The organism is Bacteroides bouchesdurhonensis, assembly GCF_900155865.1.
GTDB classification, from domain to species: Bacteria; Bacteroidota; Bacteroidia; order Bacteroidales; family Bacteroidaceae; genus Bacteroides; species Bacteroides bouchesdurhonensis.
The window spans coordinates 2,393,165-2,405,896 of record NZ_LT707006.1 but is presented as its reverse complement, the minus strand read 5'-3'; the positions used below and the strand labels follow the sequence as shown (position 1 = coordinate 2,405,896).

Genomic DNA, 12,732 nt, shown 5'->3' with positions numbered 1-12,732 from the left:
CATTATTTTGTTCAGAAATCATAGGATTCTTTTAAAATTGCATTTTTTAATAAATTTGTTGGAACGAAAATCGATATACTTCCTCTTTTTTTTATAATTTTGCGGTTTTTAAGTTCGTAAAAGACTACTAAGTAAACAATAATTAAAACAGTTATAGCTGTGGGAGAAACAAAGTATATTTTCGTCACCGGTGGTGTAGCCTCTTCATTAGGAAAAGGTATCATTTCATCGTCCATCGGTAAATTGCTGCAAGCAAGAGGTTATAATGTAACCATTCAAAAGTTTGACCCGTATATCAACATCGACCCGGGAACTCTAAATCCTTATGAGCACGGAGAATGTTATGTGACTGTAGACGGACATGAGGCCGATCTCGACCTAGGACATTATGAACGTTTCTTAGGCATCCAGACGACAAAGGCTAACAATATTACTACGGGACGTATCTACAAAAGTGTAATAGACAAAGAACGCCGCGGAGATTACTTAGGTAAAACAATCCAGGTCATTCCTCACATCACAGATGAAATTAAACGTAATGTGAAATTGCTGGGTAATAAATACAAATTTGATTTTGTAATTACTGAAATAGGTGGTACGGTGGGTGACATCGAATCGCTCCCTTACCTCGAAAGTATCCGTCAGCTAAAAAGAGAACTTGGTAAAAATGCACTTTGCGTGCATCTTACTTATGTTCCTTATCTGGCTGCTGCAGGAGAATTAAAAACCAAGCCGACGCAACACTCCGTAAAAGAGTTACAAAGTGTGGGTATCCAGCCTGATATATTGGTTTTGCGTACAGAACGCTCATTGAGTGACGGATTGCGCAAAAAAGTTGCTCTGTTCTGTAATGTGGATGAAAAAGCAGTAGTACAATCAATCGATGCACCTACTATTTATGAAGTACCTATCTTAATGCAAGCGCAAGATCTCGACAAAACGATTCTTCAAAAAATGGAATTGCCCGTTGGAGAGACTCCGGGACTTGGCCCTTGGCGTAAATTCTTGGAACGTCGTCATGCCGCTGAAACCAAAGCACCGGTTAATATTGCATTAGTAGGAAAATATGATTTGCAAGATGCTTACAAATCAATCCGCGAGGCATTATCACAGGCCGGAACTTATAACGATCGCAAAGTAGAAGTACACTTCATTAACAGCGAAAAACTAACAGATGAGAATGTTGGAGAAGCTCTGAAAGGTATGGCTGGCGTTATGATCGGTCCGGGATTTGGCCAGCGAGGTATCGATGGTAAGTTTGTTGCCATTAAGTATACCCGTACACATGATATTCCGACTTTCGGTATTTGTCTGGGTATGCAATGTATTGCCATCGAATTTGCACGGAACGTATTAGGATATACGGATGCCAACTCCCGTGAAATGGATGAAAAAACTCCGCACAACGTAATTGACATCATGGAAGAGCAAAAGGCTATTACGAATATGGGGGGCACAATGCGTCTGGGTGCTTACGAATGTGTATTGCAGAAAGGATCAAAAGCATTCGAAGCTTATGGAGAAGAGCATATTCAGGAACGTCATCGTCACCGTTATGAATTCAATAATGATTTCAAAACTCAGTATGAAGATGCCGGTATGAAGTGTGTAGGTATTAATCCGGAATCCGACCTGGTAGAGATTGTAGAAATCCCTGCATTGCAATGGTATGTGGGAACTCAGTTCCATCCGGAATATAGTAGTACGGTACTGAATCCACATCCGTTATTTGTAGCATTTGTTAAAGCTGCGATAAAAAACGAAAAGAAATGAAATGTGATAATACACAATATCGTAATTCAGAAATTTATAATTCAAAAATAACAAAGAATGGATAAAAACACCATCACCGGTTTCGTTTTAATAGGTATATTATTGGTAGGATTCAGTTTTTTCAGCCGCCCAAGTAAAGAGGAGATTGCTGCACAACAGAAGTACTATGATTCTATAACCTTGGTCCAACAGCAAGCAGAAGCACTGAAAGCGAAAACAGAGGCTGCACTGGCCCATGAAAAGACAGCTGTACAAGCGGACTCTTCTTCTCTGTTCTTCAATACAATGCATGGAACCGATTCAAAGATTATCATCCAGAATAATGTAGCACAAATAACATTCTCTACAAAAGGTGGACGTGTCTACTCTGCAATGTTGAAGGATTATATGTCTCAAGATAAAAAGACTCCGGTCGTTTTGTTCGATGGCGATGATGCTTCAATGAATTTCAATTTCTATAATAAACAGGGAGCTATCCAGACTAAAGATTGTTATTTCGAAGCAGTAAACAAGACTGATAGTAGTGTAACAATGCGATTAGCTGCTGATAGTGCCAGCTATATCGATTTTATCTATACATTGAAACCAAACAGTTACCTGATGAACTTTGAAATCAAAGCAACAGGTATGGCGGATAAATTGGTCAATACGAATTATATTGATATCGACTGGACACAACGTGCACGCCAATTGGAAAAGGGATTCACTTATGAAAATCGTCTTGCTGAACTGACTTATAAGGTAAAAGGTGATAATGTAGATAATTTGTCGGCTGCAAAAGATGATGAAAAGAATCTGGAAAGTACGCCGATTGATTGGGTAGCTTTCAAAAACCAGTTCTTCTCTTCTGTATTCATTGCTGATCAGGATTTCAACAAGGTTTCCGTTAAATCGAAAATGGAACAACAAGGAAGCGGATATATCAAAGATTATTCTGCGGACATGAGTACTTTCTTCGATCCGGCAGGAAAGCAACCGACGGAAATGTATTTCTACTTCGGACCGAACCACTACAAGACACTAAAAGCATTGGATAAGGGACGTGATGAGAAATGGGAACTTTCCAGACTGGTATATTTGGGATGGCCATTGATTCGCTGGATTAACCAGTTTATCACCATCAATATATTCGACTGGTTATCCGGCTGGGGATTAAGCATGGGTATCGTATTGCTGATACTGACAATCATAGTGAAAGTTGTGGTTTATCCGGCTACTTGGAAAACTTATATGTCATCTGCAAAGATGCGTGTACTGAAACCGAAGATTGATGAAATCAGCAAAAAATATCCGAAGCAGGAAGATGCAATGAAGAAACAACAAGAAGTGATGAGCTTATATAGCCAGTACGGTGTAAGTCCGATGGGTGGTTGTTTGCCAATGTTGTTACAGTTCCCTATTTTGATGGCATTGTTTATGTTCGTACCAAGTGCAATCGAACTTCGCCAGCAGAGCTTCTTATGGGCAGATGACCTTTCGACCTACGATGCGTTCATTACATTCCCATTCAACATTCCGTTCTTGGGTAACCACCTTAGCTTATTCTGTTTGCTGATGACGATAACCAACATTCTGAATACAAAATACACGATGTCTATGCAGGATAATGGAGCACAACCGCAAATGGCAGCTATGAAATGGATGATGTATTTGATGCCGATAATGTTCTTGTTCGTGTTGAATGACTATCCTTCCGGATTGAACTATTATTATTTCATATCAACGTTGATTAGTGTGGGAACTATGATTCTACTGCGCAAAACAACGGATGAAACTAAATTGTTGGCAATTTTGGAAGCCAAAAAGAAAGACCCTAAACAAATGAAAAAGACCGGATTTGCTGCACGTCTGGAAGCTATGCAAAAGCAACAGGAACAATTACAGCAGCAAAAACAGAATAAAAGATAAGGAATTTATTTCCGAAAACATATTCTGAGGAAGCCGGGCAGCCATAAGGTTTGTCCGGCTTTCTTTCGCTAAAAACACATTTAAAAACTTTTTTATGAAAACAAAATATACGTATAAACAAATATGGACAATCTCCTACCCAATCCTGATCAGTTTGATCATGGAACAGTTGATCGGTATGACAGATACCGCTTTTCTGGGACGTGTAGGTGAAATTGAACTAGGAGCATCTGCCATTGCAGGTGTTTATTACCTTGCCATTTTCATGATGGCATTCGGCTTTAGTATCGGAGCACAAATATTAATCGCGCGGCGTAATGGAGAAGGAAGCTACAAAGAAATCGGACCGATATTTTATCAGGGTATCTATTTCCTTTTAGTGATGGCTGCTATCTTATTTACGATTTCACGAATATTCTCACCCCATATATTAAAGAGTATTATATCTTCGGAACATATTTACGATGCGGCTTCGAGTTATATTAACTGGCGTATTTACGGATTCTTCTTTTCTTTTGTAATGGTAATGTTCCGGGCATTCTTTGTAGGGACAACACAAACCAAAACGCTGACTTTGAACTCGATAGTAATGGTCTTATCAAACGTAGTTTTCAACTATATCCTGATTTTTGGTAAATTTGGTTTCCCACAACTAGGTATAGCAGGTGCAGCTATTGGTTCTTCATTGTCCGAACTTGTATCTGTTATTTTCTTCATTATTTATACATGGAAGAGAATTGACTGTAAGAAGTATGCACTGAATATCCTGCCTAAGTTCCAGAAACAGACATTAAAGCGAATTCTAAATGTATCCGTTTGGACAATGATTCAGAACTTCGTTTCTCTATCTACCTGGTTCATGTTCTTCCTTTTCGTAGAACATCTGGGCGAACGTTCTTTGGCAATTGCAAATATCATCCGTAATGTATCTGGTATTCCGTTCATGATTGCAATGGCTTTTGCCGCGACCTGTGGTTCTTTGGTAAGCAACCTGATCGGTGCGGGAGAGCAAGACTGTGTACGTGGAACTATCCGGCAACATATCCGCATCGGATATACTTTTGTTTTACCGATACTAATTATTTTCTGCTTGTTCCCTAATCTGATTCTGAGTATCTATACAGATATGCCCGATTTAAGGGAAGCTTCCATACCATCCTTGTGGGTGTTATGTTGTGCATACCTGGTTCTAGTACCCGCTAATGTATATTTCCAATCAGTATCAGGTACAGGAAATACTCGCACAGCATTAGCAATGGAGCTCGTAGTATTAGCAATCTATATGGTTTATGCTACCTATTTTATACTCTATCTACGCATGGACGTTGCTTTTTCTTGGACAACGGAAAGTGTGTATGGCATATTTACGCTTTTATTCTGTTATATGTATATGAAAAAAGGAAACTGGCAGAAGAAGAAAATCTAAGGTTCATCTCCTTTTTTTATGAACCATTATGAACTTGTTTTCTTTCAAATGAGTGTTTATCTTTGTAGCATATAATCAACAAAAGCAAACAAGGATGAAAACACACCATTGGGTTATTGGTTGCCTGTTAATGGCAACAAGTGCATGTTCTTCAGGGGAAGAAGAACATGTAAAAGATCAAGAGAAACCTGCAGATCCGATTCCTATTACATTAAACTGTGGAATTACTGCAAGTTCCCGTGCTACAGATTATGGATATGAAAATCAGGACAAGATCGGATTATACGTAGTAAATTATAAGGGAAATGCTCCTGGTACTTTGCAAAGTACTGGTAACCATGTAGACAATATAGGATTTACCTATAATGGTACATGGGAACCGGATGTAGATATTCATTAAGAAAATGAGATAATTTTATATTCTTCTATAAAACAAAGATTTATCTAACTCAAAATAGACAATAGGTAATGACTTAGAAACAAGTGAACTTCTTTGTTCTACTGTATTTTTCCACTACTTCAAATAACTTATGCAAAGATATAATAAATTTCACAATTACAAAATCCCCGCTCTCACTCTGCTTAAAGTTTCGGGTGTCATTAAGAGATAAGAAGCTATATGAGCAATGGAAGCACGTCTGGCAACAATAGGAAATTCCCGACAAAAACGTTCATAACGTTCATGGGAACTTTCAAAGCGCCATGAATCTGCTTTCCTTTGCGATACAATTAATTTGTATTCCATAATACGGCGATACAATTTATTAAACTCATTAGGATACTCGTCGCAAAGCATTTCCCATTTAGCATAATCCAACAGGTATATTACGGACGGCTCAATAGCTTCAACCAGCAATCTGGTAGGCTCTTTTAAAAATAGGCTTTCAAGACATGTGGCTATATCTCCTTCACAGGAAAAATGTTCGGTAATATTCCGCCCGTCTTTGTAGTAAAACTGGCGGATTATTCCTTTCTCAACAATATACATATAACGGCTAATTTGTCCCTGATTCAGAATGATTTCATCTTTCAAGTACTCTTTACGTTCCAGTATAGTTGTAAGTTTTTCAATTGATTTTTCGGAAAAGCTCACATTGTATTTATCTAACATCTTTTTTATAACATTCATGGCATACAATTCTATTATGTCATCAAAGATACTGGTTTTTATTGAAATAGACGAAATTGACGCAGGTCATTTCATGTCTAATGTTACATGTCTAATTTTGTTGCCAGATAATTATTTCAAGAAATCAAGATGATAGGTAAAAATTTATCAAGGTCACGAATTGCAATAAGTTTCTTTTATTTCATTGCAGGGTTGATATTTGCCAGTTGGGCAAGCCGCATACCGGATATAAAAACCTCATTAAGTCTGTCCGATGGCGATTTAGGCAAGATTTTATTTGCCATACCAACCGGACAATTATCAATGATGCTTATATCCGGTTATGCAGTAACCAAATTCGGCAGTCGTAAAATACTGCCACTCTCTATACTATTGTATGCTATAGCCCTTCTATTGATAGCTATCCCGAACGGTTCAGGAACTATATTTCTTGTCCTTTTCTTTTTCGGAACAGCAGCAAATATCGTAAACATCGCCCTTAATACACAGGCTTGCGGATTAGAAGCATTATACCAACGGAATATTATGGCTTCCTTTCATGGATTATGGAGTTTAGGCGGATTTTTGGGAGGTATCGTAGGTGCGGTTTTGGCTCAAGCCGGATATTCCATTCTTACACATTTTGCCTTTATAGCTGTGGTTAGTGTAATGATGGCACTAATAGCAGGTAAAAACCTTATTTCTGACAGCTCAACGGCAAAAAGCAACGATGGAGAAAGCCGTAAGCGGCTTATCCGGTTTGACTTGCCTTTAATACTCTTGGGGTTAATCGGATTCGCGGGAATGTTCTGTGAAGGAACTATGTTCGATTGGAGCAGCGTATATTTTGCAACCGTCATCAAACCCGAAGGAGCATTTATACGCTTAGGCTACATTGCCAGTATGGGGACAATGACATTAGGACGCTTTATTGCAGACAGGTTTGTTTATCGCTATCAAGCACCGAAAGTGTTGACGTTTTGCGGACTGCTGATTACATCTGGTTTATTGCTTGCGACAGCTTTCCCGAACCTGATTGTAGCCACATTAGGCTTTATGCTCATAGGATTAGGGGTATCATCCATAGTTCCGATTTGTTATAGTGAATCGGGAAGATTACAAAATATTCCTGCCAGCGTGGCGATTACTATCGTATCATCTATCAGCTTTGTTGGCTTTATGATTGGACCGCCACTTATGGGGCTTTTATCGGAGGCAACAAATTTACGGGTTGCTTTGGGGATAGCTTCATCATTCGGAATATTAATAGTATTTTTTACAAGGAAATTTCAAACCATTAAAAATAGAAATATATGAAAATCGAACATTTGGCAATTTGGGTAGAAGATTTAGAATTGCTTCGTCAATTCTACATGAAGTATTTTAGCATGAGTTGTGGAGAGAAGTATGTAAATATGAAACGGAATTTTACATCCTATTTCCTTTCTTTCGGGGACGATAAAACACGCCTTGAAATCATGCACGTTCCGGACATGAAAAGTCCTGCCAGTAGAGGTAATTTGAAAGGATTGGCGCATTTTGCTATTTCGGTAGGAGGAAAAGATGTTGTAAACGCTCTTACCGAAAGATTGCGTGCAGACGGTTATACGATTGCGAGCGAACCGAGAACCACAGGCGACGGATATTATGAAAGTGCGGTATTAGACCCAGAAGGAAATTACGTGGAAATTGCAGGATAAGCCATGAAAGAAATAAAGAATATCGTTTTTGATTTTGGCGGTGTGCTTTTGGACTGGAATCCGAGATATTTCTACCGTACATTCTTTTGGGATGAAAACGAAATGGAGTATTTTCTTGCGAACATTTGTACCAGCGAATGGAATGCGGAGCAGGATAAAGGACGTTCTTTTTCGGAAGGAATAAAGTTTTTACAGTCCCAACACCCTGAATACAGAAATGCCATCCAACTATTTTGGGACAACTGGGAAGATATGCTTAAAAGCGACTTGCCTGATGGTGTAAAGCTATTGCGTGAACTGAAAGACCATGATTATCGTATATGGGGATTAACAAACTGGTCGGCAGAAACCATACAAATAGCTTATCGTAAATACGATTTCTTTCAGCTATTCGATGGCATTGTGGTGTCGGGAGAAGAAAAACTGATTAAGCCTGACAGACGCATTTATGAAGTGCTACTTGACCGTCATAAGCTAAATGCTGAAGAATCCGTATTCATTGACGATAACCACGCCAATATAAAAACGGCGCAAGAGTTAGGCTTCAAAGCAATCCTTTTCGACAATATTGTCAATGTACGTGGGCAATTGTCAGCAGTGTTACAGTATAATAATCCATAAAAGCAAGTAGATGAAGAAGTTATTATTTTTTGTTGTTACAATTTTAATTTCAAGCAATGTAATGGCGCAGAGTTTAGAAAAAATGCAATGGTTCAACGAGCCGGAGAAATGGGAAATTAAAAACAATACCCTTTCCATGTATGTAACCCCTCAAAGTGATTATTGGCGTATTTCCCATTATGGGTTTACGGTTGATGACGCCCCTTTTCTTTACAGTACCTATGGCGGTGAATTTGAAGTGAAGGTGAAAATATCGGGCGATTATAAAATCCGCTTTGACCAATCGGGACTGATGTTGCGTATAGACCATGAGAACTATATTAAGGCGGGAATAGAGTTTGTCGATGGCAAATATAATCTTAGTACAGTTGTAACCCATAAGACAAGCGATTGGAGTGTGATCACATTAGAAAAACCGATTCCGTTTATATGGATAAAAGCGGTAAGGCGATTGGATGCAGTAGAAGTATTTTATTCCTTCGATGATAAAAACTATATCATGATGCGAAACGCATGGTTACAGGACAATTGTCCTGTTATGGTTGGATTTATGGGTGCATGTCCTGACGGAAATGGATTTAATGCCAAATTTGAGAATTTTTCAGTAAAGCATTTACCCGACCAACGCAGATTGAAATGGTTGCAAGATAATGCAGAGTAAATAAAGACGAGAAGTATTGAGATTCTTTCCAGAAGATTAATACAAAATCATTCGGCATAAAACAGGACTTCGGTCTGACTATTAATATTTACTTTTAAATTTTATGCTTATGGATGAATTATTACAAGGGAGACTTTTCAGTCTATTGGCTGAACCCTCACAAGAAGTAACAAATGAAGAAATGCAAGATGCCTATGATGATTTTTTCGGGAAAATAGAAGTCGTAAGTTGTGAGAAAGATTATTCAAAAATTTATCGAACTTTGGTAGCTACCCGTATTGAGTTAGCTTCACTTAAAACAACATCTCTTTACGGGCAGGGGGAAAAATGCACTTAAAAAGCTATTCTTGCAAAAAGCACTGGCGATTATTAATGCAGAATTGGAACTACTGAATTTCAAAATTACGCATCCCGAATCATTCTCTTCGGAAGCACCATTAACTTTTGAATCCCCTTTATCGGTCATACCAAAGTTCCAAAATCTTGGAATTATGGGTATGACCGAAATTCTTTCAGCCCTAATGCTATTAGGTGGTATCACAGACAATGCTGGCAAGAAGCCTGCAATCATTGCTTTTTCAGAAGTGTTTGAACAGGCTTTTGGATTTAGTTTCAATGGTATCTATGACCGTCAAAGTGAACTTTTCAAGCGTAAGCCATACAATCTTACCAAAACACTGGACGCCTTAAAAGCTGTTCTTATTAAAGAATACAAGAAACGAGAAGCGGAAGCATTGAAGAACAAAGATGAAAAAAGATGATTTTATAACAATTTGATATATAATCAATTACATTCAACAAATAGAGGAGTCAATACCGGGCTCCTCTATTTTAATTTCTATATTCTGCCGAATTTTGCTTCATCAATCGGTTGAGAACAAAAATGTTAAACTAAAAATTGAAGCAAAATGTATATAGACAACGAAAACTTCGACAAGTGGATGGAACGACTATCGAAAAAGCTATCTGAAATCGGGCAAGACCTGAAATCCCTTATCAATACCGACAAGGTACTGGACGAAAATGATAAGATACTCGACAATCAAGATTTGGCTTTCCTGCTGAAAGTATCTTTCCGAACCCTACAACGGTATCGGGCTAGTGGCAAACTTCCTTACTTTACGATAAGCCATAAAACCTATTACCGTGCAGCCGACATCCGAGCATTTATTCAAGAAAACGCTGATTGTAAGACCTACGAACGGTTCAAAAAGGAAAACCAACTCGATAGGCAAACCACCGCAAAACAAGGTGGGTAATGCTATCGCCTGATGCAGTGCTAACAAACCCCATTTAGCAGAAACCGCCTCGCCCTGTGGCTCGGCTCGTTTCGCTAAATGAAGCAAGAGGGAACTGGACAAGTCCTGTTCTTCCCTCTTGCCCTGCGGGGCAAAGCCTTCGGCTTTAATAGGTTACATTCGTAACCGTTTATAACAGTGATTATAACCTGAAAATGTATTTCGCTTATAATCAACTGAATGAATCTCATTTTCCTTATAAAAAAGTTATAATCATGGATAAGACCAATAATATATCTACCCTTACCACCATCGGGATAGACCGGCAAACGGGAAAGCTAATAGATAAGCTCTGCAAACGCTATTCACTGAAAAAAGGGGAAATAGTCCGTTTGGCGTTTGTCTATATTGATAAAGCGTGTATCAACCCATCGGAAGCACCGGAATCCGTAAAATCGGAACTGGCGAAGATAAATAAACGGCAGGACGATATAATTCGTTTCATCCGTCACTACGAGGAAGAACAGCTGAATCCCATGATACGAACGGCAAATTCTATTGCTGTTCGCTTCGATGCTATCGGCAAGGAATTGGAAAACCTTATCCTTTCACAACTGGCAGCCAGTCGAGAAAGGCAAACAGCCGTACTGCAAAAAGTAAGTGAGCAGTTCGGCAAGCACGCTGATGTAATCAACCAACAGGGAAAACAACTCACCGCCCTGTATCAGATACACCAACGGGATTATAAGAAGCTGCTCCAACTGATACAACTTTATTCGGAGTTATCAACTTGTGGCGTGATGGACGGTAAACGGAAAGAGAACCTTAAAGCGGAAATCGTTAATCTGATAAATACATAGAACCATGCACATAGATTTTGCCCCGCCATCGGGAGGAACATATAACAATGCAGGAAGTAGCCGCCAATTAGCTTCATACATGGAGCATGAGGATTTGGAACGGATGGAGAAAGGAATCTATACTGATGGCTTTTTTAATCTGACAGAGGATAACATCTATAAATCACAGGTTATAAAAGATATAGATACTAATATCGGGCAACTCTTAAAAACCGATGCTAAGTTTTACGCTATTCATGTCAGCCCATCGGAAAGTGAACTTCAAGCGATGGGTAACACCGAACAGGAACAAGCCGAATCCATGAAACGGTATATCCGGGAAATGTTTATTCCTGAATATGCCAAGAACTTCAACAAAGGACTATCCGAAGCGGATATAAAGTTTTACGGGAAGATACATTTTGACCGTAGCCGTTCCGACAACGAACTGAATATGCACTGCCATTTGATTGTGAGCCGAAAAGACCAAGCTAATAAAAAGAAGCTATCACCGCTTACCAACCACAAAAATACCAAAAACGGAGTAATAACAGGTGGTTTTGACCGTGTGAACCTATTCCAAAAGGCAGAACAGGGATTTGATAAACTGTTCGGCTACGACCGCCAACAATCCGAATCGTTTGACTACCACAACATAATGAAAAACGGTTCTATTTCCGAACAGCTTGAATTACAGAATCAAAATTTTACTGGCGAAAAGAAAAAAGAAGTATTCCAATCCAGTGAAAAAGAAAACAATATTTCTTGCAATCTCGACAACAAGAAAGAAAATAGACACTCTAACAATCAGCAGCACAATAGTAGGGGTGATTCTCTTTTGTCTATTTTCTCATTAGGAGATGGCAACAATAACAATGCTACACCGACAGAAGAATTACAGGCACAGAAACGCAAGAAGAAAAAGAAAAGGGGAATAAGACGATGATTGAGTATGAAGACCTAAGAGCCGAAATAGACCGCTATCTGATGGAACGGTTCAAGTATCGTAAATCGCTCGTTTTCCTGACAGTAGATAAGATTATAGCCACCCGGAGAAACAGCCGGGTAGATTTGTATTTGCGTATTAGAAAGGTTGAAAGCCGATTTCCCCCTGATTGCCTGATTATTGCCCGATTGGGTTTCTCAAAAGAACGGATAGGGCACGGAACGCACTTTATCCGATTTCTGACAGAAATAGCCCGAAAGTACGGTTTTAACCATATCGGCATTGAATGTGCCAATATTAAAAGTAGTAGGTTAGCCGAGAAATTAGGCTTTTACTGCATAGATGGTGAAAACTTTGCAATAGCTATAGCCAAACTAATCTCTTATTTTTCAATGGAATAATCTTAATTAATCCTTTCTTTCTCTGAACACAAAGGTATATTCCGAGCCTAAAACGGCAACACCAAGCCCTGCGGGTTTTAATAAATTTCTTCCTTTTTGCTCCACAAAAAG

The 12,732-nt window shown here is 38.8% G+C and carries 15 protein-coding genes; 14 read left to right on the top strand and 1 reads right to left on the bottom strand.

The features are described 5' to 3' along the window. Nucleotides 1-159: 159 nt before the first annotated feature. The 4 genes from CZ225_RS09745 (at nucleotide 160) to CZ225_RS09730 (ending at nucleotide 5,507) form a co-directional block, all read left to right on the top strand. The gene (locus CZ225_RS09745; protein ID WP_077153969.1) at nucleotides 160-1,773 is read left to right on the top strand and encodes a CTP synthase; all 1,614 of its coding nucleotides are present in this window, start codon (nucleotides 160-162) and stop codon (nucleotides 1,771-1,773) included. 57 nt (nucleotides 1,774-1,830) lie between these two features. Beyond that, nucleotides 1,831-3,681, top strand: a complete 1,851-nt coding sequence (gene yidC, locus CZ225_RS09740; RefSeq protein WP_077153968.1) for a membrane protein insertase YidC — start codon at nucleotides 1,831-1,833, stop codon at nucleotides 3,679-3,681. 94 nt (nucleotides 3,682-3,775) lie between these two features. Continuing rightward, complete coding sequence (gene bexA / locus CZ225_RS09735) at nucleotides 3,776-5,107, top strand: multidrug efflux MATE transporter BexA (protein ID WP_077153967.1); 1,332 nt, start codon at nucleotides 3,776-3,778, stop codon at nucleotides 5,105-5,107. A 94-nt stretch (nucleotides 5,108-5,201) separates the two neighbouring features. After that, nucleotides 5,202-5,507 (top strand): fimbrillin family protein, encoded by a 306-nt coding sequence (locus CZ225_RS09730; RefSeq protein WP_129585783.1) that lies wholly within the window; start codon nucleotides 5,202-5,204, stop codon nucleotides 5,505-5,507. Nucleotides 5,508-5,663: 156 nt separating this feature from the next. On the opposite strand, the gene CZ225_RS09725 is transcribed toward CZ225_RS09730, so the two are convergent. Beyond that, the gene (locus tag CZ225_RS09725; protein ID WP_077155780.1) at nucleotides 5,664-6,236 is read right to left on the bottom strand and encodes a Crp/Fnr family transcriptional regulator; all 573 of its coding nucleotides are present in this window, start codon (nucleotides 6,234-6,236) and stop codon (nucleotides 5,664-5,666) included. A gap of 129 nt (nucleotides 6,237-6,365) precedes the next feature. Between CZ225_RS09725 and CZ225_RS09720 the strand changes: the two genes are divergently transcribed. The 10 genes from CZ225_RS09720 to CZ225_RS09675 all read left to right on the top strand — a co-directional run bounded on the left by CZ225_RS09720 (nucleotide 6,366) and on the right by CZ225_RS09675 (nucleotide 12,621). After that, nucleotides 6,366-7,532 carry an MFS transporter gene (locus tag CZ225_RS09720; protein ID WP_077153965.1) on the top strand — a complete coding sequence of 389 codons (1,167 nt, stop codon included), beginning with the start codon at nucleotides 6,366-6,368 and terminating at the stop codon, nucleotides 7,530-7,532. Then, nucleotides 7,529-7,915, top strand: coding sequence for a VOC family protein (locus CZ225_RS09715; protein ID WP_077153964.1), 387 nt, complete (start codon nucleotides 7,529-7,531; stop codon nucleotides 7,913-7,915). Before CZ225_RS09720 ends, CZ225_RS09715 begins: the two co-directional genes overlap by 4 nt. A gap of 3 nt (nucleotides 7,916-7,918) precedes the next feature. Beyond that, nucleotides 7,919-8,536: an HAD family hydrolase gene (locus CZ225_RS09710; RefSeq protein ID WP_077153963.1), complete on the top strand. Its 618-nt coding sequence runs from the start codon at nucleotides 7,919-7,921 to the stop codon at nucleotides 8,534-8,536. 10 nt (nucleotides 8,537-8,546) lie between these two features. Beyond that, nucleotides 8,547-9,197: a DUF1349 domain-containing protein gene (locus CZ225_RS09705; RefSeq protein ID WP_077153962.1), complete on the top strand. Its 651-nt coding sequence runs from the start codon at nucleotides 8,547-8,549 to the stop codon at nucleotides 9,195-9,197. A 109-nt stretch (nucleotides 9,198-9,306) separates the two neighbouring features. After that, nucleotides 9,307-9,534, top strand: a complete 228-nt coding sequence (locus tag CZ225_RS09700) for a hypothetical protein (RefSeq protein WP_077155779.1) — start codon at nucleotides 9,307-9,309, stop codon at nucleotides 9,532-9,534. A 10-nt stretch (nucleotides 9,535-9,544) separates the two neighbouring features. Continuing rightward, entirely contained in the window at nucleotides 9,545-9,958 is a 414-nt protein-coding gene (locus tag CZ225_RS09695) for a hypothetical protein (protein ID WP_077153961.1), read from the top strand. A gap of 147 nt (nucleotides 9,959-10,105) precedes the next feature. Then, nucleotides 10,106-10,456, top strand: a complete 351-nt coding sequence (locus tag CZ225_RS09690) for a helix-turn-helix domain-containing protein (protein ID WP_077153960.1) — start codon at nucleotides 10,106-10,108, stop codon at nucleotides 10,454-10,456. A gap of 254 nt (nucleotides 10,457-10,710) precedes the next feature. Next, nucleotides 10,711-11,295: a BfmA/BtgA family mobilization protein gene (locus tag CZ225_RS09685; RefSeq protein WP_077155778.1), complete on the top strand. Its 585-nt coding sequence runs from the start codon at nucleotides 10,711-10,713 to the stop codon at nucleotides 11,293-11,295. A gap of 4 nt (nucleotides 11,296-11,299) precedes the next feature. Then, nucleotides 11,300-12,220 (top strand): DUF5712 family protein, encoded by a 921-nt coding sequence (locus CZ225_RS09680; RefSeq protein WP_077153959.1) that lies wholly within the window; start codon nucleotides 11,300-11,302, stop codon nucleotides 12,218-12,220. Further along, a complete protein-coding gene (locus CZ225_RS09675) occupies nucleotides 12,217-12,621 on the top strand; it encodes a GNAT family N-acetyltransferase (RefSeq protein ID WP_077153958.1) in 405 nt (134 codons plus the stop codon). Before CZ225_RS09680 ends, CZ225_RS09675 begins: the two co-directional genes overlap by 4 nt. The last annotated feature ends 111 nt before the right edge of the window (nucleotides 12,622-12,732 follow it).

What these genes read in the sequence shown, in the direction of transcription:
- yidC (WP_077153968.1), top strand. Translation starts at nt 1,831, where the DNA reads ATGGATAAAAACACCATCACCGGTTTCGTTTTAATAGGTATATTATTG.
- bexA (WP_077153967.1), top strand. Translation starts at nt 3,776, where the DNA reads ATGAAAACAAAATATACGTATAAACAAATATGGACAATCTCCTACCCA.
- CZ225_RS09730 (WP_129585783.1), top strand. Translation starts at nt 5,202, where the DNA reads ATGAAAACACACCATTGGGTTATTGGTTGCCTGTTAATGGCAACAAGT.
- CZ225_RS09725 (WP_077155780.1), bottom strand. Translation starts at nt 6,236, where the DNA reads ATGAATGTTATAAAAAAGATGTTAGATAAATACAATGTGAGCTTTTCC.
- CZ225_RS09720 (WP_077153965.1), top strand. Translation starts at nt 6,366, where the DNA reads ATGATAGGTAAAAATTTATCAAGGTCACGAATTGCAATAAGTTTCTTT.
- CZ225_RS09715 (WP_077153964.1), top strand. Translation starts at nt 7,529, where the DNA reads ATGAAAATCGAACATTTGGCAATTTGGGTAGAAGATTTAGAATTGCTT.
- CZ225_RS09710 (WP_077153963.1), top strand. Translation starts at nt 7,919, where the DNA reads ATGAAAGAAATAAAGAATATCGTTTTTGATTTTGGCGGTGTGCTTTTG.
- CZ225_RS09705 (WP_077153962.1), top strand. Translation starts at nt 8,547, where the DNA reads ATGAAGAAGTTATTATTTTTTGTTGTTACAATTTTAATTTCAAGCAAT.
- CZ225_RS09700 (WP_077155779.1), top strand. Translation starts at nt 9,307, where the DNA reads ATGGATGAATTATTACAAGGGAGACTTTTCAGTCTATTGGCTGAACCC.
- CZ225_RS09690 (WP_077153960.1), top strand. Translation starts at nt 10,106, where the DNA reads ATGTATATAGACAACGAAAACTTCGACAAGTGGATGGAACGACTATCG.
- CZ225_RS09685 (WP_077155778.1), top strand. Translation starts at nt 10,711, where the DNA reads ATGGATAAGACCAATAATATATCTACCCTTACCACCATCGGGATAGAC.
- CZ225_RS09680 (WP_077153959.1), top strand. Translation starts at nt 11,300, where the DNA reads ATGCACATAGATTTTGCCCCGCCATCGGGAGGAACATATAACAATGCA.
- CZ225_RS09675 (WP_077153958.1), top strand. Translation starts at nt 12,217, where the DNA reads ATGATTGAGTATGAAGACCTAAGAGCCGAAATAGACCGCTATCTGATG.